Origin of the sequence: Segetibacter sp., from assembly GCF_025963695.1 — a bacterium.
In the GTDB taxonomy this organism is placed as follows: Bacteria; Bacteroidota; Bacteroidia; order Chitinophagales; family Chitinophagaceae; genus Segetibacter.
Genome location: NZ_JAOQAH010000097.1, coordinates 73,866 through 99,424 on the forward strand (window position 1 = coordinate 73,866; position 25,559 = coordinate 99,424).

Genomic DNA, 25,559 nt, shown 5'->3' on the forward strand with positions numbered 1-25,559 from the left:
TAAAGAGACCTGGCAGGATAGACTTGCTTACATGTTCGATAATGATTTAATGTAAAAGTGAGTGACACAACAATGTTGATAAAAGTTGTTCAGCTTGCACACCAATTTGTTAGTTTAATACAGACGCATCTTTCTCTGTCTTGATTTCTGACTCGCTTTTTATTTTATCCCAACCACCTACTACATTTCTTAGATTGTGAATTCCCTGTCTTTTAAGAAGCGATGCAGCAATGACACTACGAAACCCACTTCCGCAGTACAAGTATAAATTGTCTGTATCTTCTATGTCTGCCATACTTGCCGGGTCTACCATGTTGCCCAGAGGAATATTTACAGCCTCTTTTACATGACCATCGGCATACTCCACCTCTTTTCTTACGTCTACTACTACAAGGTTTTCATCAAACGGTATGTCCATTGCCAGCTCATCAGCTTCTACCTCTATAATTAAATCTATTTTTTCTCCTGCATTTTGCCATGCTTCAAATCCGCCCTTTAAATAACCTTGTATCTTCGAAAAACCAACCCCTGCAAGGCGTGTAATGGTTTCCTTCTCCTGCCCTTTGTCTGTTACTAATATCAGCGGCTTGTCGAATGGCAACAGGCTTCCTGCCCATTCAGCAAACTTTCCCTCAAGTCCTATAAATATAGAACCTGGGATAAAACCGTTTGAAAAGACAGATGCGTTACGGGTGTCAATAACAACCGCATCATGAGCAATGTGCTCTTTGAATTCTTTAACAGGTAATTCGGTAAGTCCATTTTGCAATAATGTATCGATGCTGTCGTATCCCTCCTTATTTGTTTTGACATTTAGAGGAAAATAACCTGGAGCGGCTGCCAGCCCTTCTGTAACTACCTTAACAAATGCTTCTCTTGAGTCTTGTTGTAATGCATAGTTTGTTTGCTTTTGTTCTCCTATTGTGCTTTGGGTAGCACTACCGATATTCTTACCGCTACTACTACCCGGACCATGTGCCGGATAGATTATTACGTGATCAGCCAGAGGGAGGATCTTTTGTTGCAGGCTTTCATACAACATCACTGCCATTTCCTCCTTAGTTGTATCTCCACCTATTAGATCCGGACGGCCAACATCGCCGACAAAAAGCGTATCACCAGTAAATATTGCATGATCTTGAGCATTTTCATCTTTCAGCAAGTAGCAGGTACTTTCAATAGTATGGCCGGGAGTATGAAGAACTGTTATTTGAAGCTTTCCAATATTAAATACTTCCCCATCTTTAGCAACAGTTGCTTTAAACCTTGTTTCTGAAGTAGGTCCGTAAATAATAGGCGCTGAAGTAGTTTTTGAAAGATCGATATGACCGCTTACAAAATCAGCATGAAAATGTGTTTCAAAAATATACTTAATAGTTGCGTTTCTTTCTTTAGCTAAAAGCAGGTATTCTTCTATATCCCTTAACGGGTCTATAACCGCTGCCTCGCCTTCACTTTCTATAAAATAAGCGGCTTCACTAAGACCGTTAGTATATAATTGCTTTATAAACATAAATAAGATTTAAAATGCAAAAATAACCACAACGAACGAGGTTGTTTGTTGAAGGTGGGTTAAGATTTGGCAAATAAAAAAAGGATGCTTCTTAGAAACATCCTTTGAGATAAATAGGATTTGTATGATTATGCTACAAGGTCCTCAACAAATTGGTTTACTTCGGCAACCCGATCATAATTAATAGCATAGTAAATAAACTTGCCATCACGTTGGGTAATTACAATACCTGCACGACGGAGTATTGCAAGATGTTGAGATGCAACAGACTGCTCTAACCGTAATTTTACATAGATCTCGGTAACCGTCATTCTTTCACTCTCATCAAGCAGTTTAATCATCTGCTGACGGAGCTTATGATTCATGGCACGTAATACCAGAGCAGCTTTCTTAAGGTGCAAAAAATCTAATTTAATTGAGCTACTATTCTCTTTATTAGCAATAGTTATGCTCTGAGTTGTTGCAATCATAATGAACTTTTTGGGGGTTTTTTTTAATATTCAATTGTAAATATAAAAATGATTTTCTATATATTTTTAAAAGGAATGTTTAAAATATGAATTATGAATTAATCTTACTCTTTTTTGGCTTTTTGGGTTGACTGAAAATCTTTAAAATAAGTCGGCTGAGAATACGGAAGATCAAAAAAAATCTTTTCCTCGAAAGCTTTGTCAGCTAACATTCCAAGGTGTGTGGCATTATGATCTACGCTTACGAACACTCCATTTTGATTAACCATTATTGCTTTAAATTTTATACTTCCGCTACCAAAAAATACAATTCGCCTTTCTATCATAAATCTGGTAAAGCTTTCTTCCTCTAATATTAGCGGTTGAGGCGAAAGAATATTTTTCAGGTCTGTATTATATAAAGCCGTAAAAACCTCCATTCGCCGCGCCTCTATCATCGGACATAGCAAATCGGTATTGCTAATTGTACTGCCGGTTTGCAGAGCTGCTTTTGCCATAACCTCCAGGGTATTCACCATTATAAAAGGCTTCGTAAGTGCGTAACAAAAGCCTTTGGCAGTTGCCATACCTACCCGTAAACCAGTATAACTGCCGGGACCAGACGTGACAGCAAACGCTTCTATGTCATTTAACGTATAGCCTGCTTCTTTTAACACGCTCGCAATGGCAGCATGAACAAATGAGGCATGCTCCCTCTGATGCTGATTCTCTTCAAACGCTATTGAAATACCATTGAGAGAAACACATACAGATGCAACCTCTGTTGCAGTATCTATGTTAAGAAGCAGCGCCAAGATCAGAAATTTCGTTTTTAAGAAATGGTGCCGGATTATAACGCATATCTAATACTGCTAAGTGTACTAACAGATTAAAAACTTTCTGCACGCCAATTTTTTCCGCCAGTTCAAAAGGACCACTGGTAAAATTAGCCGCGAGTTTAATGGCAGAATCTATCTGTTGTTTTTGGCTTGCATCGTTTTGCAAAATCAAATATGCCTCGTTTATTAGTAATGCAGTAGTTCGTGGTGCTATTAGCCCTAGTATATCAGGAACCTCCTGATAACGCCAGTGCAAAGTATTTAGAATTTCAGAGGCCCCTTCTATATTGTTTCTTGTGGCAGATATTTCGATGGTCTCCTGCAAAAGGAAACCTCTCCAACCACAAATTCTTATGCAATTGTCAGGAAGGTCGTGTAAAGTAGTTGATACGGCATGCACAAACGTGGGAGCACCAAGGCTTTCTATTATTTCTCGATCTTTTACTAAATCTTCTTCCTCACGCAGATAGAAATAAGCGCCCGCTCCCTTACTCGCCTCACCAACAGTTGCAACAAATTGAACTACTATACCCTCAGGTATAAGTTTATCCTGAAACTCCTTTTGGGTTACTCCATCGGCTACTACCACAATTTGCATAGACAAGTATTGAGATAGCAAAATTATGTTTGTTAGTTGAAGCAAAATGTCGCAATTTTATTTTAAACCACCTTAATGGATAAAAAAATTATTAATACTGCAAGAGCTCCTGCTCCTATTGGCCCTTATAACCAGGCTATCATAAGTAATAACATGGTTTTTATCAGCGGTCAAATACCGCTTATTCCCCAAACAAATGAGCTAGTTTCTGGTGATATAGCTACAGAAACACACCAGGTAATGCGCAACCTGCAGGAAATACTTGAAGAAGCTGGCATAAATTTTAACCACGTTGTTAAGAGCACCATTTTTTTAAGCGACATGGGTCTGTTCACTTCTGTTAATGAAGTTTACGGATCTTATTTCTCCGGCGATTACCCTGCGAGAGAAACGGTTGCAGTTAAAGGCTTACCAAAAAATGTAAATGTTGAGATCAGTATGATTGCGACAATGTAGACAAGCATAATTATAGAACATGAAAAAAGGGTTATCGGCAGTTATTTTTATTTTATTAAATCATCTTTCTTTTTCTCAGAGCAGCCGTCTGAGTGAGCGCAATACAATTGGGTGGTTTACCACAATTATTACTCCCGCTTTAAGTAAAAAAATAAGTTTACATGGCGAATATCAGTGGCGTCGCGTTAACTTCTTAAAGCATTGGCAACAAAGCTTGGTAAGAACAGGAATAACTTATAAGATCACTCCACAAGTTGCGGTGCAGGTAGGTTACGCCTGGGCACCTACCTTTCCATATGGCACATACACACTCTCAGCGGTCCCAAAAGTTTTTCCTGAACACCGTATTTACGAACAGATCGTTCTCAACTCTACCATCGGTAAAGCTGCTCTTACCAATCGTTTCAGATTAGAGCAAAGATGGATTGGAAGGTTTGCGTCAATTGACGCTGAAAAACCGGTATTTGTTTTTTTAAACAGGTTTCGGTTTATGCCTAGGTTAGACTATCCACTTAGCCAAAAGTGGTATGCCGCCGCCTACAATGAAATATTAATTGGTTTTGGAGAAAATGTGGGAGAAAACATTTTTGATCAAAACCGGATAAGTGCCATGATAGGTTATAAACCCTCCAACCTTTTTAGAATAGAAGCTGGCTTCATCAATCAAACGGTTCAGTTGGGAAGAGAGATAGAAAATAAGAATGTCATTCAATACAATAATGGAATCATCCTAAATACCTATCTCAATTTTTAAAAAAGCATCCTGCCAGTTAATCAAACCGAAATTATCACTGTATGATAATTTCGGTTTTGTATTGTTACACCCTCTTATTTTAAATTTCGCCAATTAGGGTTATTGTATACCAGTACTTTGGGGAAAGATGAAACTTTTTTCAACCGTTACTTTTTGTTTCTTTGCACACGAAAATCAAACTTACATGCTTCCAAAGTACAAACGAATTCTTCTTAAGCTTAGCGGCGAGTCTTTAATGGGCGATAAGAATTTTGGTCTCGACTCAAGCGTCATCGCTCAATATGCGTTGGATATTAAACAGGTTATAGAATTGGGTGTACAGGTTGCCATTGTTATTGGAGGTGGTAATATATACCGTGGCATGAACGAGGCTGAAACAGGGATAGAAAGGGCGCAAGGAGATTATATGGGCATGCTTGCCACTGTTATAAATGGCATGGCACTGCAAGCAGGACTTGAAAAAGTGGGTGTATACACACGTCTGCAAAGCGCCATTAAGATGGAGCAGATAGCAGAGCCTTACATACGTCGACGCGCCATTCGACATCTTGAAAAAGGTCGTGTTGTTATTTTTGGCGCCGGCACCGGAAACCCCTACTTCACAACTGACACTGCAGGTTCGTTAAGAGCTATTGAAATTAAAGCTGACGTTATTTTAAAAGGTACTCGCGTAGATGGCATTTACACTTCTGATCCTGAAAAAGATCCTACAGCAAAACGATTCGATAAAATTTCATTCGCAGAGGTAATCAATAAGAATCTGAAAGTGATGGATATGACTGCTTTTACATTATGCCAGGAAAACAGTTTGCCAATTATTGTTTTCGATATGAATACCCCGGGTACCTTGCTTCAGGTAGTCCAGGGTATGGATGTGGGAACATATGTAAGTTAATCCTTAAAGAGCCCAGGTTTGCCGTTAGCAGTTGAATCAGTGTTTTGGTACAGGCTTTTGTAGTACTATTTCACATTGTTGCGTCGCATTTCGTTCATCCTCAACAAATCTTTCAACTTTTTCTACCCAGCAAATAACATGGTCTTGGCTACACCTTGCTTAGAAAATGAAACAATATGCACCAATCTATTGCCGATATAAGAAAGGATTATAAGCTAAGATCTCTATCAGAAGAAGACGTTAGCAGTGACCCGATTGAACAGTTTACAAATTGGTGGAGTGAAGCTGTAAACAGTAAGATAGATGAAGTAAACGCGATGACTTTAGCAACAGCAACGCCGGATGGAATACCCTCAGCAAGAATCGTATTGCTAAAGGGCCTATCTAAGGATGGCTTTTTATTCTTTACTAATTACAACAGTCAAAAGGGAAAAGAATTAGCAGCAAACGCAAAGGGTGCATTAGTATTTTTCTGGAAAGAATTAGAACGACAAGTAAGAATTGAAGGAACTGTAGAAAAGGTTAGTGAAGCAGACAGTGCAGCTTATTTCGCTTCAAGACCTGCAGCAAGTAAAATCGGTGCATGGGCATCTGACCAAAGCACAATTGTATCAAGCAGAAAAATCATTGAAGAAAGTTTTCTGAAATACCAGGATAGGTTTGGAGAAGGAAACATTCCAAAACCAACGCATTGGGGTGGGTATATAGTAAAGCCTGTAAGAGTAGAATTTTGGCAAGGCAGACGAAGCAGGCTTCATGACAGAATACTATATAGCCAGATAAGTGAAAAGTGGAATGTAGAACGATTAGCCCCTTAAAATAACTTTAGATAAATCCTTCCTGACTAGCTTCGGTTGATTGAGCTCAGCACGATTGCTGCTCTCAATCAACAGTCAACTAATTAAGCTTCTTTTTTTTCCTCAACCGGCTTGGTTACTTTTGCAACTCTCGCTGGTCTTGTCTTTCCAAAAGATCCTTTAAAAATTTTTCCTTTTTTAGTTTTTTTATCACCTCTTCCCATAACTATTTTTTTAAAATTTAAATAACAGGCTGCAAACCTACAATAACTTGTGTAATTTATCAAAGCTTAAAATTATACACCTTGTTGCTCTCATAAAACACTTTATGCTAAAAACGCAAAAAGCAGGATAACCTGCCTTTATTTAGAAAAAACTCTTAATCTTATATTCTTGCTGAAAGCTCTTTACCTGCTTTAAACTTAGCTACTCTTTTAGCTTTAATTTTTATAATCTCACCTGTTTGAGGATTGCGACCATTACGTGCTAAGCGTTTAGATACAGAAAAAGTTCCAAATCCGACTAAAGTAACCTTATCTCCTCCCTTCAAAGTTTTAGTTACAGCATCTACAAACGAGTCTAAAACAGCATTAACCTGGGTTTTAGTAACATCAGTGTCATCAGAAATTTTAGCAATTAGTTCCGCTTTGTTCATTGTAATTTTTTTTGTTAGAATTAAACATCGCAAATTTATTAGCTTTTACTTAGCAGAAAAAGTTTTCATCAACTTTTAATACCTATATAAATCTTAATAACCATCTAACTTATCTAATACCGGATAAGGAAAGCATAACAGGGGATAAAGATATTAAACAGGAGAAGTGATACAATCAACAAACGAGTGCGAAGAATTTCTAAACGACTTGATCGGCGTTTAGTCTACCACCTGCATCAAAGTTCTAAAATCAACACATTTCTGTCCCCACTTTTCCGAAACTTTTTTTCGAAGTGCCGGGGCATGGTGTTGAAGGTAGTAGTCATACTTAGTTAAGCTTGCTGCGTAGTACTGAGCAGCGTACGTAGGCCCTTCTGTTTCGTCAACCTGCAATAGTCTCACAAGTTGGTGTTTATCGAAACACCCCGTTTCAAGTAATTCGGGTATATGTTCCTCTTTCATCCATTTCTCCCAGTCCGTTGCAATTGACCAGTCAACCTTTATAGTAACGTTATAAATAATCATGCGTTATGTTTATCAACCTAGAAGGGCAAACCAATACCCAGGTTAAGTATAAGATTATTGCTTCTCCACTCACTACTGCCAAAATCTATCTGGTTAAGCACCGTGCGCTGCCCCTCGGGAAGCCAGGGTTTTCTTAAAGGAACAGCCAGGTCAAGGCGAAGCAACAATATTTGAATATCTATTCTTAATCCAACACCCGCATCAACTGCAAGCTCTTTTAAAAAATTTTTACTGAACTTTCCGCCAGGGTAAAGATTTGCACCGGTAGTTGGATCTATATTGTCATTTACCAGCCAAACGTTACCTGCATCTAGAAATACTGCACCGTAAAGAATGCTGAATAATTTAGGGCGGTATTCAGTATTCATTTCAAGTTTTAAATCTCCCGTAACATCTGGGTAAAACCCTCTTCTGTTTGCAACCTGCCCGCCGACAAATTTACCCGGGCCAACTGACCGACTTCTGAAACCTCGTAAACTGTTATTGCCTCCTACAAAATATTGTTTCACAAAAGGTAAGATAGTTGAATTGCCATAAGGATAACCGAGACCAACTATTAGCCTGTTTGCCCACTGACTGTTTAACCCGACTTTTCGGTACAAACGCATGTCAAACTCGGCCTTAACATATTGCGAGAAAGGCGAGCCGAACAAGCTTTGTACTTTACCATTTTTGGCATCCGCGCCGGAAGCAAGGCCAAGTACATTACCTGCGACATCAAGGAGACCGTTGAAGTAAATTCCGGAAGCATTTTTCTCACGGCCCACCAACTGATTGTAATTATAGTTATAAGTAGAACCAAGTATAAACTGCGGCTGAATGGCCCGCTGAAGAACAGGATAAAGGAGTATGCTGTCGATATATCTCTGAGTAACATTAAGGGGCTGAACATAGGTAACAGATATAGGGTTTAGCTGGTGTTCTTTCTGAGCACTTTCTTTCCAATTGTATCCAAGGTTTGCACGGTAAGAATTTAAGGAATATAGTTTTTGCCTTTGCAATATATCGTACCCAAATTGTATAGTTGTACGAGGAACGTAAGCGCCGGTAGTATTCAAATCAAAAAATGGTATTACAAACCTGGGAAGCGAAAGATTAAGCTCTGCACCATACCGCAGGGTATTGAAACCGCTGTAAGAGCCAGAAACCTGCACCTCGGTTCCAAAATATGCATTGATACTAAGTTGTTCTGCACCCCGGAACGCGTTTCTATTTTTCCATCTTACAGTAACTTCTGAACCGGTTGCGTTATTTGATTTTGTAAGGCCTCCTATCTCCGCGCTTAAAGACTTTCGAGGAAGCGGCGTTAGAAAGTAATAAGTATTTAGCTTGAAAGAATCGGCAACAACGTCAAAGCGGTTTTTAACAAACTTAAATGCCCCCAAGTTTGTAAGCCGGTTAAGAGATTGGTTGTGATCTGTACGGTTATACAAGTCGCCTGGCTTAAACAACATCATCTGTTCGAAAACCAAAGGCTTAAAAGTTTTATTTCGGTCAATCACATAATACCCTTTGTAAAGCACTGAGTCGGCTTTAAGGGTATCCCTTCTCGCGGTATTCAGGTTGTAATTTGAGTATATGTAAATATCGTTGATAGTATAAGCCTGCTTTCTGGCCATTTGTACATCTGGCTTAAAGCTAACGTATAGGTTAGTAAGGTTATTGCCGATAGTACTGTCGACAAATATGATGAGGTCATCAGGACTAAAAAAGTAAAAGCCTTCTTCTTTAAGAGCTGCATCTATACGCAATCTTTCCCCCTTGACAACATCAAGATTAAAAGCATCCCCTTTTTTAAATATCGTTTTATTTGAAATTGATTGTATAGCCCGGCTAATAGCACTGCTATCTTTCGGAAAAGACACCTCGTTTATTTTGTATTGACTTCCCGTGTTAGCAACATAACTAGCACTTGCTTTTTTATCCTTTACAACTGTATCAGCAGTCGTTTTTGCATGAAAAAAACCCCTGTTCTCAAGCGTATTGGTAAGTACTTGCAGGTTACGTTCAAGTTTAACGGAACTTAGCAGAACAGGCGGTTCACCATTTTTTCTCAGAAACTTATTTATAAAATTATTCTTCTTACCGGCCATATTGTACAAGCCAAGCTTGAAGGGGATACCGAGAAGTCTTGAATTGGGCCTCGGTCTTATTAAGGCTTGCAGGTCGGCAGTGATTACCTTCTTCTCATTGTTAGAGACAGAGGCATTTTCAACCTTTACTTTATGTCCTGTATATAGAGCATCACCTTCGGGAACTTTCTTAGTAATGTTACAGCCAGACAACAAGATACCGATAGCAGTAATTTTCGAATAATAAGTAAGTAGTTTAGATTTTCTAATTTGCATCTGTTGAATCTTTTTCTGTCGCAGGAACTATTTTTCTGTCATCGGCTATTATAACCTTATCAAAAGTGACCGGAGAATTTTCATTTGGTATGCTGTCGTTAGCTGTTGTTGCTTTATCTGAAGACTTTAATGCTTCTTCTCTTTCTTTCTGCGCCCGCCTTTGCTGTCGTCTCTTCTTTCTGTCTGTGAATATTTCTTTGAATTTCTCGTAATCGACAGAAATAATAAACTTTAATCCAGTTTCTACAACAAATCCTTCAACAACAGCTTCGTAGTCATTTTTACGATAGCCGCGTAAAAGATACTTGCCATCTTGCGTCAGGTTGTAATCTATAGTTACGTTACCAATCACGTTGCTACTATTTTGGGTTCCCTGGCTAGGGCCTTCTAATTCATAATTACTTCCTACAGTTACTTTTAGCCTGTCATTTAAGAGGCGTTTTGATAACGCAACATTGAAGTCTGTTCGGTCTCTTCTTTCGCCGGTGGAGTAATCTTCTGCAGTGTTTACATCAAATGAAATATCAACCCCTGCAATCAGGTCTCCTGCAAGGTTATTCAATTGCTCCGTCAATATTTTACTTACACTCTGCTTTGCAAATGAAGCGGCATTGAAACCACCACCGCCTCCACTGGTTGCAAAAGGATTTTCAGCTACAAACCGATTTAGCAACAGTAGAGCAAACACTTGTTTATTTAATTCTGAAGGTTCTGTCTTTATCTGATCTAATCTTGTAGTAACCGTTGTTAACACCTCGTTTGACACTCTTGCATTATTTTCTGTTGGTAACGCAATATCAAATGTTAGCGTAGGTTGCATAAGCTCGCCCCTCACCATCAGCCTTACCTGAAATGGTAGCTTTTGTTGATAATACCCTTTCTGTCCTTCAGGAATTTGATTAGCGACCAGTTCCATAGCTGAAGTATTGGCAACATAAATCGCGGTAACATTTATATCGGCTGTAGTCGGTTCACCGGTCCATGTAATCTTACTTCCTTTTTCTATTGCAAACTTGCGACGAAGGAAATTAAAAGACAACTCGTATCCACCCTCTTCTATTGTATAAGAACCAGTCATGGTAATTTTACCACTAGGATCTATACCACCGTTCAACACAGCAGTTCCTTTTAAATTAAGAAAGTCCCCATTTGCCTCATCAATAATAACATTGAAATTTGCTTCTTTTACCACCTCCATATTTACGGAAACATTCATTCCCGTAACAGCCGTTTTATTGAAGGAAGAGTCATAGGTCGCGAGGGTTTGTTTAAATAACGAATCATTGCCCGGCGCATCCATATCTACAAATTCTATGATGCCTTGTCTGTCAGCTACACCCGGCTCGGCCTGAGGTAATACAATTGACAAGTCTGTACCTTCATTCACTCGCAACGATCCATCAACTACAGGTGCAGCTTCTGTGCCTTTTATATTCATATTGGTATTTAAAAACAATTTGCCATAGTACAGGCTATTTTGTCTTTTCGTAGTATTGATTGCTCTGAAATTTCTTGCCCTTACAGTTAAATTTAAATTGTAGTTTATAAAATTACTGGTACCTGCCAGCCCATCTACGATAAGGCTATTATCAGCAGAGTCTTTTATGGTAAATGTGTTAAATGCTATACCCTGGTTATTCACTTTAATTGTTTCACCGTCCACTCTGAAATAGCTGCCAAGCATAACAACATTGAAAGCGGTCTGATTAAAATTGATTCCGCCATCGATGTTTGGAGCTTTGGTTGTACCATTAATTGCCACAGTTCCTGTAAGGTTACCTGTAGATTGGTTTATAGCTCCCATACTTGCCGCCTCAATTGTCTTAAATGGCAACTGCCTAATATCTAAAATGAAATCAAAATTGCTGTTGTTGGCGGGTTTTAAATAGTAATTACCGGTTAAGTTAACATCGTTTCCTTTGCCGCTGATAGTTACATTGGTGGCAAAAACGTTCTGAGTATTGTTATTAACTTTAATATTTACATCGCCAATAGTGTCCTTTTTTACTGCCAGATTATTTAAGGTTAGGTCAGTGGTGAAATTGGGTTGTTTTAAAACGTCCCTAACCTGTACGTTTCCGTTTAAAAGGCCATCTACCAATAAACTATCCGACTGAACAAATGCAGTTAACGTAGCAACCTTAAAATTTGTAAAAGCAACTTGCAGGGGACTATCAGGTGCAGTATTTAGACTATTAATTATTAGATGCTGGTTGTTTTGACTCAGGTCGAAATTTCTGGCATTTAATAAAGTAGAGCCAAAGCGAATGAGATTATCAGGACTAATAGACCAGGCGTCGTAATTAAGCATTAAGCTATCAGGTCTTAGAGACAAAGCATAAATACTATTTGGTTCCTGGGCAAATATTCCTGCCAGTCTATACTTATCTTTTGCCGCCTTATCCTTTATGGACAAACCAAAATTAATTCTGTTATTAGCCAAACTAGCGGTTAATCTCGTACCATATAAAGCGATGCTACTACCATTTGATACCTGGTTAACGGTAGTAACTATGTTTAAGCTACTGTCTCTTCCAACGGCAGTAAGTGATAAATTATTGATGGCGTTTGTACCAACTAAAATATCAGGCGCGGCCATGTTAGCATTCCAACCATCGCTGCTCGAAAAATTAGATTGAAGAGCTATTCCGTCAAATCGTTTTAGATCGGGGACAAAAGCATGAAGAGTTGGATGATCGATAACATTTGCATTGATGGTAAAATTGTAAGGATCTACAATTTTTAAAGGTGCACCTGTGGTATTAATAGCATAATAAGGCTGAATAGTTTCTGTCATGATATCGCCCAACTGAAGCAACTTATATTGACCTTGAATAACGGCACTGACAAAATCGGTTTTTAGTGCAATTGTTTGTTGATTGTTTACATTGCTTGCTACTACCGACAATGAATCAAGTGCGATCCTCTGGCCATTTATTAATAGAAGAGAGTTTAAGATAAAGACTTCTCCATTTAAGGCATCCATGTTCAACTCAGGAACATTAGCAGTTATTTTTCCCCTATAAATAATGGCATTTGGTGTAAGGTTTAAGGGTAATGTTTTAATACTATCAATCTCTGCGTTTATTACAAAACCAGGAAGTTTACCGCCCATATTTCCTTCTGCCTGTAACGCAAAGTGAATATTAGGATCCTGCATACCGGCATCGGCGGTAAACTTTTGATCTGCTATTGAAGCGTTTAAGGCTAGATTTCGATAAGTGTATTTTTTTACTTCCGCTGATATTATATTTCCTTTAATTCTTGCATTTGCCCGGTCTGGATTGAACCCGCGACCACTAACTGTAAAATTTGCAGATATAGCACCAACGTTTTGTGGCTGTTGCATTATAGCCCCCAGGTTCAATGCTGTTGTTGAAATTGAGGCGTTGTAACTAGCATTGTTTTTATCGGTTGCATTACTAATCTTTCCATTTACTTTGGCTGAACCTAGAGATGTATTTATCGCGAGGTCAGTTGCGAGGTTTTTCATTCCTCCTTTGATCCGTCCTCTTAAAGCCATTGTTTCAGGAACGGTGATATTTTTTGGGATAGTTCCAGCCGGAGCTAGCGCCATTATTTCGCCCCTTGTGGTATTAAATCGATTAATAGTAATATCAGCATACACATTGTTAGGATCAGCAGCATTATTAACTATTCCCGAAAGGTCTAAATTGGTATTACGAGAGTCGCTGAATTGAAGGTTATTAATTTCAAGATGCTTCATTCCCCCCCTTAATCTTCCATGTAAACTCATCACTTCCGGAAGACTTATGCCATTAGGAAGGGTGCCGGCAGGAACTAGTGAGACAATATCATTTCTACCTGTCGTAAACTTTCTAATGTTTAAGTCGGCAGAGGCATTTTTGCTATCCATTCCGTTGTTGACAACTCCTGCAACATCTATGCTTGTATTACTTAAGCCTCTAAATTGAAAATGTTGGATGTTGAGCCTGTTTAGGCTTCCTTTCATCCGGGTATTAAAATAAATTTTGCTGGAGGGATTTCTGAAGGCAGGCTGACCAGCAAGAGTTGGAACAAAAGCAAGAATGTCTCTTACCTGTAGATAGCTGTTGTCAATGTTTACATCCAGTTCTAATAATCCCATTTGATTTTGAATGGCAGCCAAAGAGGGATAGCGGATGATAGCACTCCTTTTTATCTCAGAACCAGGGGTTTGGATGAGCATATTTTGTAATGATGCTCCTTTGTCGGTATAAACTACATCGGTTTGGAACTTATCCAACTGGAAGCCGCTTTTTTCTTTCAGCCGACCTTCTACAATGTTTGTTGCTATCGTGTCGTTGTGAAAAAGAAAATTATCTGCGTGAAGAGTAAAGTCTTTAAATGCCAGGTGAGCAAAGTCCATCCCCCTGCCCATCCTTGGTTTCGTGTCATCGTCAAATGCAAAATTGTTATTGTCAAAACGTATTGATGCTACTGTAAATCGCCACGGTAAAGGCTGGGTAGCGGTAGAGACTTCTTCTTTATTTTCGTTGGTAAGTTTAATAGCGGGAGGAGTATTGGCTTTACCCATTCTAAGAAAGCCGTCAAGATTGTTCAATTCAACGTCTTTTAGCGCGACTACAGAATTTTTAAGATCAAAGCTTTCTGGATGAATATTGAAATTTTTCAAAGAAAGACGTGTTGACATGGCAGATACAGCATTACTGTAACTAATGTCAAAATCGCTAAGAAGAATTTCTTTATTGGTAAAGTTTAAAAACTTTGGAGCTTCATTCTTTACTGTAGGGTTAGGATTGTCAACAACCGTCGTAACTGCAATAGGCTGCGTTTGAGCAATCCGACCCTTCACCCCATTTATAACAATACTTGGAACATCGTAACGAAGATTGGTTGGATCGAAAGTCTTAATCCTTGTGTCGAAATGATTAAGGTAAACATCCACGTCATTTCCTGTAACTACATCCAGGTATACAAGACGCGTTTTATCAATAATAATCTTTTCTATCGCCATCTTCATGGCTGCTGTATCCTTCTTTTTTGTCGTATCAACAGGTGAAGCGAAAGCGTCTACAATAAATTGAAAATTGAAAGTGGTGTCGGGAAGCTGCCTTTTTATTTTGGTGGTGATTCCGTTTAAATTTATCTCATTGATTTGAATTTCCTTGCTCAATAATTTAAACATGTCTATGTCCACCTTTAACTGGTTTCCTGCAACTAAAGTATCTTTAGTTCGGTCTTCGATATAAACGCCCTGAAGCACAAGCATTTTTGGGAACTCGATATCAAGTCCCTTTATTTCAACTCTTGTTTGTAGTTTATTTCCAAGAAAAGAGACAACCTTCTTCCTGGCAAAATTTTGAACCGGTGCGGTCTGAATTAAAATAAGGAGAAGGACAATAAGCCCGATAAGTGATAGTAGGAAAATTGCGAAACCTCGTCCTATTTTTGCGAGAACTGATTTTTTTGGGGAGGGGTTAGTAGTTTGTTGCATACGCCTTCATCATCTTTAATCTGCTAATAATACTCTAATTAGTCAAAAGACGCACCAAACGATTTTTCTTTATACTTTTTTGTTCTTCAAATAGATATAAAGATATTTTAATTGGCTTTTACCTTTGGTGTAGAAATTCTTCCTCACGAAAACCAGACTCTTTTAACAAAAGAAAACTGCATTAAAATTAAGAGGTACATTTTGACCTTTGCTAATACTGATCTAACGATCTTAAGGAGCCCTCGAATAACTGGCTTTAGCTCCTAAAAGAATTAAAAAAGCAACAGATAAGATGACAAGAACAGCGCTCCGGTAAGGATCCCCGAGGCTCTAGCCTACTTCCTAACTTTCCCTATTAGCCACAAGACTAATGCAACTATTATGACAACAACAATAACCCCAACCCACATTCCCGCTTTAAAAATACCACCTATAGCTTCACAACTAGAAAGTATGCTAACTGTAAGAGTAAACATCATAGCTAATAAAAGATTCTTTCTCATCGTTTAATTTTTTAAAATCAGTTTCATTCAATATAGAAAAAACATTCCGTTAATAGTCTCACGCAAAAGCCCACATTTTCTGTCGAACTATAAATTCGGTGAACCGTCTTCAATGTGTTATTAAAGCGTTCGTCAGCTGGGTTAAAACGATCGGAGGTTTGGAAATCCTACAACTTGGTAAGTAAAACTGGTGCCAACTTACTTATGAAGCTCTTCTATATTTAAATTTTAGAACAAGGATAAAAAGATTAAGCACAACAGAGAAACTGTTCGTTACTATAATTGGCCAGTCATCACGCAGAATACCATACACGACCCAGAGAATGATGCCTATTAGTAAAGACAAAAACATTGTCATTGACAAACCTTCAACTTTCTTTTCCTTTAAGATTTTTATTAATTGTGGAAGAAGTGAAGTTGATGTAAATATTCCTGCAACAATTCCAATTACGCCAATGGTGTTCAATGCTCTAATTTTAAATTTATTTTTCCTTTGCTGCTTCAAATTGTTGCCATCTTGAAACACGTTTTCATGGTACCTTTTGCAGCGTAACCCTTTCAAATAACAGGCCTTTGTACAGTAAACACCATGAAAAAAAGAAATACGACGAGGGGGATTAAATGATTATAACGGTTTTAATAAAGAGTGCGCTGCTGCCTTCAATCCGTTCACTTTTTAAACTTGAACGCGCTCTTAAAATTTGCCATTCCGTGGGAAAATTATTCCACAAAATATTTATAACTCGCTTGTAATCTAGGCTTTATTAATGTTTGTACTGTTTTTTGTTCTGGCATTGTTTTTTGAATTTCAACCATAAAGCATTAAAAATATTTTTTACCATTAAAAACCGTTTATTATGAGCTCAGGATCAAAAGTTTTATTAGGAGTTTTAGCTGGTGCCGCTACCGGTGCTATTTTAGGAGTTTTATTTGCTCCTGACAAAGGAGATGAAACAAGAAGACGTATATCTGAAGGAAGCAGAGACGTTACTGAAAATTTGAAGAATAAATTTGGAGAATTTGTTGACGGACTTGCTGACAGATATGAAACCGTTAAGGAAAGCGCTACAGACCTTATTGACCAGGGAAGACAAAAAGCAAGCAGTGTTGTGAGCGCCCTAAAGTCAGAGGCAGGTAATGTTGCATCTAATGTATCTAGCGCTACAGGAGCAGCATCGGGTGGAGCAGCAGGAGCAGCAGCCGGTGCAAGAGCAGGTGCTGAAGCTGGAAGTGGTTTCAATCAAATATAATAGTATCAACAGTTGAATTAACAGGTCTCCGGCGATTTAAAAAACAGCTATGAGTAAGCAGCCCACTTTAACTTTAATAGAATCCTTATTTAGTGAGTCGAAAGATTACGTAGACAACAGGTTAGAGTTGTTCAAGTTGAAAATGATTGACAAGACCTCTTCGGTCGCGTCTTCTATCATTGCATATGTAGCGCTCTTTGTTATTTTCTTTATTTTTTTTATTGTGTTTAATATTGGTATTGCCTTACTAATTGGTGATTTAATAGGTAAAGCTTACTTAGGATTTTTAATACTAGCTGCCATTTACGGAATCGCCGGAGTTGTTTTATTTTCAAAAAGGGATAAGATTTTTAAGACACCAATCACTAAAATGATTATTGGTAAATTTTTATAGAATGGCAACGAAAAGAGAAATTTCCAATAATGAAGACTTGCGAAAAGCAATTAACGATTTGGAAGCTAAAGTACAGGTTCAGAAGCTGGAGATACAAGACAACTACGAGCAGGTAAAAGAGAATTTACGACCAAAAAGGGTTATAAAGAATACTTTTAGCTATGTAGCTGAAACTCCGGAGATTCAAAGAACTTTAGTTAATACAGTTATTGGCTTCATCTTAGGCTACGCTTCTAAAAAGGCTGTTGAGCTTCTGTCTGAAAAATCCCTTGATCGAACTATTCACAACATGGTTAATCACCATATTACCAAGATAGAAAATAAAGAACCCGGCACTTTATTATCAAAGGGCATTACTCTTTTAAGGAAGCATACTCCTCACGACTCCCCGATTTATCCTTTTGTTCGATATAAATAGTTTTTATTGCTTATCATAAACCAATTGTTTTTGTTAATTAAAAAGCCGCTACATAAAGTAGTGGCTTTTTAATTAACGCAAGCTTTAGTTGCTTTTTCTAAGCCCTAAAACAGATACTAAGGAACGCTAATTCAGACATAGTTTTAGTCAAAAGGAAAATTCATCCCCCATATATTTTCAACTATAATAAATTGCGCTCTTAAAATCCTTTCTCATGCATAAGCCGGTGTTGGTTATAAAATTAGGAACAGCAGTGATAACCGGACCGGATGGTAAAGCCGATGAGACGATTATAACGAAACTTGCTGAAGAAATTGCTGAACTAAGCCAATTGTATAAAGTGGTGCTGGTGTCGAGTGGGGCCGTGGGAAGTGGAAAGGCGTTTATTAAAAATTACAAGGGGACTTTGATTGAACGAAAGGCTGCCGCTGCAGTTGGAAATCCAATTCTTATACAGTTGTATTACAAGCATTTTTCGATGCATGGTTTAATTGTAGCACAAGCCCTTTGCGAGCGTCATCACTTCTCTAACCGTTCACAGTTTTTACAACTTAAAGAAACCTTTTATGAATTTTGGGATAACAACATTATCCCGGTAGTAAATGAAAATGACCTGGTAAGTAACGTGGAGCTGAAATTCTCAGACAACGATGAGCTGTCTACTTTAATTGCAATTGGGTTTGACGCGGAAACCTTAATTATTTGCACCTCTGTTGGCGGCTTCCTTGATGATAATAAGGCTATCATTCCTTTTGTCGAAAAAATTGACAGTCGAATTCTTAGTTATGTCAATTCGGAAAAGAGTTCAGTTGGTCTTGGTGGAATGCTTTCAAAGCTTACTTTTACGAGGTTAGCGACTTCGTTAGGAATACAAGTTATTATGACTGGCTTGAACAAAGAAAACCCGTTGAGTGAAGCCCTTTCGGGGAACACGGGAACAACGTTTAAACCGAAAAAGTCAAACTTAAAAGCACGACAAAAATGGCTTGCAAGCGGCTCTATAACCCTTGGAAGTCTTCACGTTGATAAAGGAGCTGAAAAAGCGCTGAATGATCGAAGAAGTTTACTTGCCGTGGGGGTAAAAGAGGTAAAAGGCATTTTTTCTGCAGGTGAAGTAGTACAGTTAATTAATGAAGAGGAAACGATTATAGGCGTAGCGAAAGTAAGGCTTGCTGCATCGCAAATGGCAGAACAGGTTTCTAAAAAGAATGCACTGGCAGCTCATTGTGATGATATTGTTTTGTTCTAGCCGTTTTTACTTTTTAATATAATTCCCTTGTTCTCTTTACTTTTAAACAAATAATTCGATCAAAACAAGATCAATAGATGGCTACCGTACAAGGGAGCGTCGCAAGAAATGTTCAGCACGGGTTTATAGCCGAATACATAAAAAAACATGCAATCGATAGAGCCTCTCATAATAAAAACATATAAAGCAGCCGCATCTTTAAGAAATGCGACAGATGAGCAAGTAGTTAAAACCTTAAGTATGCTTGCTGATGCTATAGCAGATAATAAGGAAGCTATTGTAAAAGCGAATGAAAAAGATGTGGCGAGACAAGACGCGGGTGATCCAAAAACCGATCGTTTGCGATTGAATGTTGATCGTGTTTTAAATATTGCAAAAAGCATTAAGAAAGTGGCACAACTACCTAACCCCACGGGCAGGCAGTTAGAGCAAAGGACCTTGTATAATGGTTTGCAATTACAGAAAATAGCGGTGCCATTAGGTGTGGTGGGAGCTATTTACGAGTCGCGGCCAAATGTAACTTATGACATAGCAGCTTTATGTATACGTAGCATGAACGGTTGTATTTTGAAAGGAAGTAGTGATGCTGAGAGCAGTAATATTGCCGCTATCGCACTGATAAAAAATGCCCTACAGAAAAATGATATAGATCCTGATTGTGTAACCTTGCTTCCCCCGGCAAGGGAGTCGGTGCAGGAACTAATGACAGCGACAAAATATGTTGACGTACTAATACCCCGTGGTTCAGAAAGCCTTATACAATTTGTAAGAAAGAATAGCATGGTACCAGTGATAGAAACGGGTGCCGGGGTGTGTCATATTTATGTTGAGGAAGAAGCGGATATAGAAAAAGCTGTTAGAATTGTTGTAAATGCTAAAGTAACCAGGCCGTCAGTGTGTAATGCAGTGGATACCGTTGTAGTGGATAGCAAGATTGCAGGGCAGTTTTTAGAGAAGTTACAGCCAATGTTTAAAGAATATGGTGTGGAAATTTTTGCAGATCCAATAGCTTTGGATTTGCTAAAAGGTTATAGCCGGCTTCGAAAGGCTAGTTCTGAAGATTTTGGACGTGAATTTTTAAGTCTTAAATGTGCACTGAAAGTAGTGGACAATATTGATGAAGCTTTAGCGCATATACAGGAATATTCAACCAAACATTCTGAAGCTATTGTTTCGGAAAACAAAGCTAAATGCGAGCGGTTTATAAAAGAAGTAGATGCTGCTGTAGTGTATACAAATGCATCAACCCGGTTTACAGATGGAGAAGAATTTGGTTTGGGTGCGGAGATAGGCATTTCCACTCAAAAGTTACATGCCCGCGGACCGTTTGCTTTAGAGAAGTTGGTAACGGAGAAATGGATTGTTAAAGGAGATGGACAAATACGATAACCATTTAAATAAGAAAGGAGCTGCTTTTGCAACTCCTTTCTTATTTAAACTACAGCTTTCTTATTTTAATATTCTTAAACCAAACCTCCTCTCCATGTTCCTGCAAAGCGATCTTTCCTTTTTTAAAGGTTCCAAAGCCGGGCATCGATTTAAACTTACTGCCAGCAATCATTTTCTCCCAGCTATCGTTCCACATAGTTGTTGTGACAATAGAGACTCCATTTAGAAAAAATTGCAGTTTTCCATCCTTACACATTATTTCTGCATGGTTCCATTCTTCTGCCGGCTTAACAGGCTCAGATGAAGAAGAGATGAGGTCGTACAAGTCTCCTGCACGATGTTTAGGAATTTTTGCGTCGGCGTGGCCTGCGTTATCCAACACCTGCATTTCGGGCCCCGTTTCATAAGTGTTCCGATACTTCGCTTTGTCTTCATGCACATAAACGATAATTCCGCTGTTGCCTTTTTTAGCCAGCTTCCAATCTACTTTTAGATGGAAATTATCGTACTCTTCATTAGTCAAAATATCTTTGCTTTCATTGGCGGGCCAGTTCTTTCTGTCCGCAACATCCAGGTGCAATGACCCGTTATCAATATTCCAGGCATTTGCCACAGTGCTATAGCCGTAGCTATGCCATCCATTTGTTGTCTTTCCGTCAAACAAAAGCTTCCAGCCCTCGCTTTTTTCCTGGGTTGATAACGAATTGTCTTGCATACTTAGGGAAGTCTTTTGTGCTGAGCTATTATTAAGAATAAGAACAACACCTATAACAACAAATAAAAAGTGTCTCATACTTATTTCTTTAAAGCCAAAATATACTTGACCATTGTTTTTGCATCATCGTTAGATAATTGAGGATGCGGGGTCATTGCAATGGGTCCCCAAACACCTGCTCCGCCTTTGATAACTTTACCAGCTAAATTCTCTACCACCTCATCGCTCATTTGGTATTTGGCGGCTACATCCTTGTAAGCCGGCCCTATCTTCTTCTGGCTCACGTCGTGGCAAGTAAAACAGTCGCTTTGCGCAACCAGTTCAAGGCCTTTTTGATAGTCCGCACTTTTAGCGGCGGGCGCTGCTGCACCTTGCTTTGCCTCCTCTTTCGAATTTTCTTTTGAATCGTTACTGTCATTGCCGCCGCAACTGATTACTACGCAGCTAAAGGAAAGAATTACAAATAGCTTTTTCATGATAAACTTTTAAATTGAAATTTTAATAATTATACTAATCCTAAAATACTTTTATTAAGCTGGTCCTCATTATCAGAACCGGCAAAATCATCGAATGCCTTTTCGGTAACTCTTATGATATTATTGTCTATAAATATTGCGCCTTCCTTTGCACCTTCTTCGGGATGCTTTAAAGCGCACTCCCATTCCATTACCGCCCAGCCATCGTAATCGTAAGCGGTAAGCTTACTAAAAATGCCCTTAAAATCTACCTGTCCATCTCCGAGAGAACGGAACCGGCCTGCCCGCTTAACCCAGCTTTGATAACCACCGTATACACCCTGTTTTCCTGTAGAATTAAATTCGGCATCTTTTACATGAAACATTTTAATACGTTCATGATAATAGTCTATATAAGTAAGATAGTCGAGGCACTGCAAAACAAAGTGCGATGGGTCATATAACAGGCAAGCGCGTTTATGGTTGTTTACTTCTTCTAAAAACATCTCGTAGGTTTCGCCGTCGTGCAGATCCTCACCCGGGTGAATTTCATAGCAAAGGTCGATGCCAGCATCTTCGTAAGCATCAAGGATTGGTAGCCATCTTTTAGCTAGTTCGGCAAACCCCATTTCAACCAGGCCGGCCGGGCGTTGTGGCCACGGGTAAACAGTATGCCAAAGTAACGCACCACTGAAAGTAGCACTCGCTTTTAATCCCAGGTTTTGAGAAGCTTTAGCGGCAAATTTTACCTGCTGTATTGCCCACTCTGTTCTTGCTTTCGAATTGTTACGAACCTGCTCGGGGGCAAAGGAATCAAACATAGCATCATAGGCAGGATTAACCGCCACCAGTTGGCCTTGTAAGTGAGTTGATAGTTCAGTTATTTCCAGCCCACACTCATTTATCAGTCCCTTAAGTTCATCTGCATATGTTTTGCTTTCTGCGGCTTTTTGTAAGTCAATGCATCGGGAGTCCCATGCTGGCAATTGCACCCCAACAAAACCTAAACCTTTTGCCCATTGACAAATACTTTTAAGATCATTAAAGGGTGGATTGTCACCCATAAACTGTGCGAGAAAAATGCCCGGTCCTTTTATTGTTTTCATATTTAAGCGTTGCGTTTGGTCTTTAGAAAAATATATAAAATCTTATAGCAAAATACAAAATAAGCAGGCCGACATTAGAACAACAAGTACAGTGAGTGACACAACAAAAGCTCCTCGAATACCTAAAGCTGGTAACATCTCAATAACTCTTTCAACCCACCTCTTTCTTCAGCGGCCTTCGGCACTAGCCTAAATAACCATACCATTTACTCTATGAAACAGGCACAATATAAGCCATCATAAAAGTAAAATTAAAAGGCCTTGATAATAAATCAGCACGGCAGGTTTTGTTCACGTATGTACAATATTGCAACACTTGCTTTTTACAAAATTGCTTTTAAGCTAACATCCTCTTTTTTTGATAGCAAAATCAACGCATCTTAATTCGCTCCTGATTTTTTACCAGCAAAAACACGTAAACCCCAGTCTTAAATGTAGGCTCATCTTATTCAAGCCTTCTTCATTGGATCGATTAAATTATTAGGCCAAACGCCAAATGTATTTTATTAATTGCTACATTTATTTTCTACAACCTCATTACTACTAAAGAACTATTTAACACTGTTTATCTTAAAGTCTTGGATATTGGTTTTGGCAAAAATTTCCTTTTATAAAAATCAACTGCTAATGAATTATGTTACCCGCTTCAAACTTTCTTTTATGATGTTCCTCAACTTTTTTGTTTGGGGTGGGTGGTATGTTACAATGGGCACTTACCTTAAATCAATTCCTGGTATAACCGATGTACAAGTTGGCATTGCTTACGGAACACAATCATTAGGCGCTATCATCGCTCCATTTGTTATCGGCCTGATTGCTGACCGTTATTTTGCTGCTCAAAAAATTCTGGGCGTCTTACATATTTTAGGAGCTGCTATTTTGTATTACATATCTACTATAAATAGCTTTTCAGCTTTTTATCCTGCCTTGCTTATTTATATGATTCTTTTTATGCCGACCCTTGCCCTGGTGAATGCAGTATCATTTAAACAGATTGATAATCCTGAAAAAGATTTTGCAAACATTCGTGTTTGGGGAACCGTAGGTTGGATCGTTGCAGGGCTCATCATTGCATGGTTATCGTGGGAGCAAAAAAGTAGCCTGCTTAATACCTTTCGTTTATCGGCAGGGGTATCAATAGTAATGGGACTGTTTAGTTTCACGTTGCCAAATACTCCACCGCCTAAAGCCGGAACTAAAACAAGTTTCCGTGAGATTATTGGCCTTGATGCTATCGGACTATTAAAAGATAAAAACTTTCTTATCTTCTTTTTAGCCTCTTTGTTAATTTGTATTCCGCTTGCCTTTTACTACCAGGAAACTAATATTTTTCTAAATGAAATTAAGGTAGAAGGTGCGGCGGGCAAGATGACTTATGGTCAAATGTCGGAGCTACTATTCCTGTTTTTGATGCCCTTATTTTTCGTTCGGTTAGGTGTAAAGAAAATGTTGTTGATAGCCATGATCGCGTGGGCGCTGCGGTATTTCTTGTTTGCTTATGGAGACATCGGATCGGGTATGTGGATGTTGTATGCAGGCATTATCCTCCATGGAATTTGTTATGACTTTTTCTTTGTTACAGGCCAGGTATATACAAATGATGTGGCCGGTGAAAAAATACGATCTTCGGCGCAGGGAATGATTACGCTTGCAACGTATGGCGTAGGTATGCTGATTGGTTTTTGGATTGCCGGATTGGTGGCAGAAAAATATGCGGTAGCAGGAGGAGGTCACCAATGGAAGAGTATATGGTTAGTTCCCGCATTTATATCTATAGTTGTATTTCTAATGTATGCTTTTCTTTTTAAAGAAGTTAAGAAGAAACCTATTTCTGAAGCAGAAGCGGAAAAAGGTTTAGCAACAAGCCCGGCAACATAGGGGCTAGCAGATGCCGACGAACTTCATCGGCTAAAGGAAGCAGTATTTAATCTGTTTGAAATGCTTTCATTAATAAAACTGTAATGACAACAGTAAAAACAAACAACTTGAAAGGAAACATAAGGCACTCTGTTTGTTATTGGACCTACAATTTTATTCCTTTAGATGAACTGTGCGCAAGAGTAAAGGAAATTGGCTTTGCTGCTATTGACCTGGCAGGACCAAAAGATTGGCCAACTCTAAAGAAACTTGGTATTTATTCTTCTATGTGCAATGGTGCTGAAATTAGTCTTACAGAGGGATGGAATGACAGGCAATACCACGCCACTTTAATAAAAAGCTATACCGAACATATAAACCTTGTTGCTGATGCAGGCTATAAAAATCTTATTTGCTTCAGTGGTAACAGGAGAGGAATACCAGATGAGACTGGCTTGAAAAATTGCGCAGAGGGTCTACAAAAAATATTATCAATCGCTGAAAAGAAAGGAGTAGTTCTTCATATGGAATTATTGAACAGTAAAATTGATCATCCTGATTACATGTGTGACAAAACGATATGGGGTACCGAATTATGCAAAAGGCTAAATTCTGAAAACTTTAAATTATTGTACGACATCTATCACATGCAAATTGATGAGGGAGACGTAATAAGAACCATAAAAGAGCATCATCATTATTTTGGACACTATCATACTGGCGGGGTACCCGACAGAAACGAAATAGATGACAACCAGGAATTGAATTACCCGGCTATACTAAGAGCTATAAAAGCCACCGGTTTTAATGGTTTTGTTGCGCAGGAATTTATACCTGTTAAAGAAGACAAAATTTTATCATTAAGCGAGGCAATAAAAATTTGTGACGTGTAATTTCAATAACCTTTAATTTTATAACTCCTTATTCTCAAGCAGG

The 25,559-nt window shown here is 38.6% G+C and carries 24 protein-coding genes; 11 read left to right on the top strand and 13 right to left on the bottom strand.

Translation table 11 applies throughout. The features are described from left to right. Positions 1-109: 109 nt before the first annotated feature. From JWR87_RS17400 to JWR87_RS17415, 4 genes are all read right to left on the bottom strand, one after another. Entirely contained in the window at positions 110-1,513 is a 1,404-nt protein-coding gene (locus JWR87_RS17400) for an MBL fold metallo-hydrolase (RefSeq protein ID WP_297822540.1), read from the bottom strand. Positions 1,514-1,641: 128 nt separating this feature from the next. Continuing rightward, the gene (locus JWR87_RS17405; protein ID WP_297822542.1) at positions 1,642-1,983 is read right to left on the bottom strand and encodes a metalloregulator ArsR/SmtB family transcription factor; all 342 of its coding nucleotides are present in this window, start codon (positions 1,981-1,983) and stop codon (positions 1,642-1,644) included. Between the two features lie 104 nt (positions 1,984-2,087). After that, positions 2,088-2,777 carry a tRNA (adenosine(37)-N6)-threonylcarbamoyltransferase complex dimerization subunit type 1 TsaB gene (tsaB, locus tag JWR87_RS17410; RefSeq protein ID WP_297822544.1) on the bottom strand — a complete coding sequence of 230 codons (690 nt, stop codon included), beginning with the start codon at positions 2,775-2,777 and terminating at the stop codon, positions 2,088-2,090. Further along, positions 2,761-3,399: a 3-hydroxyacyl-CoA dehydrogenase family protein gene (locus JWR87_RS17415; RefSeq protein WP_297822546.1), complete on the bottom strand. Its 639-nt coding sequence runs from the start codon at positions 3,397-3,399 to the stop codon at positions 2,761-2,763. Before JWR87_RS17415 ends, tsaB begins: the two co-directional genes overlap by 17 nt. Positions 3,400-3,474: 75 nt before the next feature. On the opposite strand from JWR87_RS17415, the gene JWR87_RS17420 reads away from it, so the two are divergent. From JWR87_RS17420 to pdxH, 4 genes are all read left to right on the top strand, one after another. Beyond that, the gene (locus JWR87_RS17420) at positions 3,475-3,855 is read left to right on the top strand and encodes a RidA family protein (protein WP_297822548.1); all 381 of its coding nucleotides are present in this window, start codon (positions 3,475-3,477) and stop codon (positions 3,853-3,855) included. A gap of 19 nt (positions 3,856-3,874) precedes the next feature. Then, positions 3,875-4,609 (top strand): DUF2490 domain-containing protein, encoded by a 735-nt coding sequence (locus tag JWR87_RS17425; protein ID WP_297822550.1) that lies wholly within the window; start codon positions 3,875-3,877, stop codon positions 4,607-4,609. 184 nt (positions 4,610-4,793) lie between these two features. Then, positions 4,794-5,504 carry a UMP kinase gene (pyrH, locus tag JWR87_RS17430; RefSeq protein ID WP_297822552.1) on the top strand — a complete coding sequence of 237 codons (711 nt, stop codon included), beginning with the start codon at positions 4,794-4,796 and terminating at the stop codon, positions 5,502-5,504. Positions 5,505-5,680: 176 nt separating this feature from the next. Then, positions 5,681-6,322, top strand: coding sequence for a pyridoxamine 5'-phosphate oxidase (gene pdxH / locus JWR87_RS17435; RefSeq protein WP_297822555.1), 642 nt, complete (start codon positions 5,681-5,683; stop codon positions 6,320-6,322). An 83-nt stretch (positions 6,323-6,405) separates the two neighbouring features. Here the strand turns inward: pdxH and JWR87_RS17440 are convergent, their stop codons facing one another. The 6 genes from JWR87_RS17440 to JWR87_RS17465 all read right to left on the bottom strand — a co-directional run bounded on the left by JWR87_RS17440 (position 6,406) and on the right by JWR87_RS17465 (position 16,256). After that, complete coding sequence (locus JWR87_RS17440; RefSeq protein ID WP_297822557.1) at positions 6,406-6,588, bottom strand: 30S ribosomal protein THX; 183 nt, start codon at positions 6,586-6,588, stop codon at positions 6,406-6,408. Positions 6,589-6,686: 98 nt separating this feature from the next. Continuing rightward, positions 6,687-6,956, bottom strand: coding sequence for an HU family DNA-binding protein (locus JWR87_RS17445; protein ID WP_297822560.1), 270 nt, complete (start codon positions 6,954-6,956; stop codon positions 6,687-6,689). 219 nt (positions 6,957-7,175) lie between these two features. Further along, positions 7,176-7,481 (bottom strand): DUF4286 family protein, encoded by a 306-nt coding sequence (locus tag JWR87_RS17450; protein ID WP_297822563.1) that lies wholly within the window; start codon positions 7,479-7,481, stop codon positions 7,176-7,178. A 17-nt stretch (positions 7,482-7,498) separates the two neighbouring features. Further along, a complete protein-coding gene (locus tag JWR87_RS17455; protein WP_297822565.1) occupies positions 7,499-9,829 on the bottom strand; it encodes a BamA/TamA family outer membrane protein in 2,331 nt (776 codons plus the stop codon). After that, positions 9,819-15,287: a translocation/assembly module TamB gene (locus JWR87_RS17460; RefSeq protein WP_297822568.1), complete on the bottom strand. Its 5,469-nt coding sequence runs from the start codon at positions 15,285-15,287 to the stop codon at positions 9,819-9,821. Before JWR87_RS17460 ends, JWR87_RS17455 begins: the two co-directional genes overlap by 11 nt. A gap of 705 nt (positions 15,288-15,992) precedes the next feature. After that, positions 15,993-16,256 (bottom strand): SemiSWEET transporter, encoded by a 264-nt coding sequence (locus tag JWR87_RS17465; RefSeq protein WP_297822570.1) that lies wholly within the window; start codon positions 16,254-16,256, stop codon positions 15,993-15,995. A gap of 391 nt (positions 16,257-16,647) precedes the next feature. On the opposite strand from JWR87_RS17465, the gene JWR87_RS17470 reads away from it, so the two are divergent. The 5 genes from JWR87_RS17470 to JWR87_RS17490 all read left to right on the top strand — a co-directional run bounded on the left by JWR87_RS17470 (position 16,648) and on the right by JWR87_RS17490 (position 20,490). Further along, the gene (locus JWR87_RS17470) at positions 16,648-17,040 is read left to right on the top strand and encodes a YtxH domain-containing protein (RefSeq protein WP_297822573.1); all 393 of its coding nucleotides are present in this window, start codon (positions 16,648-16,650) and stop codon (positions 17,038-17,040) included. 49 nt (positions 17,041-17,089) lie between these two features. Beyond that, on the top strand, positions 17,090-17,434 hold the full coding sequence (locus JWR87_RS17475; RefSeq protein ID WP_297822575.1) for a phage holin family protein: 345 nt from the start codon (positions 17,090-17,092) through the stop codon (positions 17,432-17,434). A gap of 1 nt (position 17,435) precedes the next feature. Next, the gene (locus JWR87_RS17480) at positions 17,436-17,852 is read left to right on the top strand and encodes a hypothetical protein (protein ID WP_297822577.1); all 417 of its coding nucleotides are present in this window, start codon (positions 17,436-17,438) and stop codon (positions 17,850-17,852) included. Positions 17,853-18,066: 214 nt separating this feature from the next. Beyond that, positions 18,067-19,101, top strand: coding sequence for a glutamate 5-kinase (proB, locus tag JWR87_RS17485; RefSeq protein ID WP_297822579.1), 1,035 nt, complete (start codon positions 18,067-18,069; stop codon positions 19,099-19,101). Between the two features lie 147 nt (positions 19,102-19,248). Continuing rightward, positions 19,249-20,490 carry a glutamate-5-semialdehyde dehydrogenase gene (locus JWR87_RS17490; protein WP_297822581.1) on the top strand — a complete coding sequence of 414 codons (1,242 nt, stop codon included), beginning with the start codon at positions 19,249-19,251 and terminating at the stop codon, positions 20,488-20,490. Positions 20,491-20,539: 49 nt separating this feature from the next. Here JWR87_RS17490 and JWR87_RS17495 read toward each other — a convergent pair whose 3' ends face one another. The 3 genes from JWR87_RS17495 to JWR87_RS17505 are packed head-to-tail and all read right to left on the bottom strand — an operon-like array spanning position 20,540 to position 22,766. Continuing rightward, positions 20,540-21,283 carry a DUF1080 domain-containing protein gene (locus JWR87_RS17495; protein WP_297822583.1) on the bottom strand — a complete coding sequence of 248 codons (744 nt, stop codon included), beginning with the start codon at positions 21,281-21,283 and terminating at the stop codon, positions 20,540-20,542. 2 nt (positions 21,284-21,285) lie between these two features. Then, a complete protein-coding gene (locus JWR87_RS17500; RefSeq protein ID WP_297822586.1) occupies positions 21,286-21,681 on the bottom strand; it encodes a c-type cytochrome in 396 nt (131 codons plus the stop codon). Positions 21,682-21,710: 29 nt separating this feature from the next. Continuing rightward, the gene (locus tag JWR87_RS17505) at positions 21,711-22,766 is read right to left on the bottom strand and encodes a sugar phosphate isomerase/epimerase (protein ID WP_297822589.1); all 1,056 of its coding nucleotides are present in this window, start codon (positions 22,764-22,766) and stop codon (positions 21,711-21,713) included. A gap of 627 nt (positions 22,767-23,393) precedes the next feature. On the opposite strand from JWR87_RS17505, the gene JWR87_RS17510 reads away from it, so the two are divergent. Beyond that, positions 23,394-24,644: a nucleoside permease gene (locus tag JWR87_RS17510; RefSeq protein WP_297822592.1), complete on the top strand. Its 1,251-nt coding sequence runs from the start codon at positions 23,394-23,396 to the stop codon at positions 24,642-24,644. An 83-nt stretch (positions 24,645-24,727) separates the two neighbouring features. Beyond that, a complete protein-coding gene (locus tag JWR87_RS17515; protein ID WP_297822594.1) occupies positions 24,728-25,516 on the top strand; it encodes a TIM barrel protein in 789 nt (262 codons plus the stop codon). Positions 25,517-25,559 lie beyond the last annotated feature (43 nt).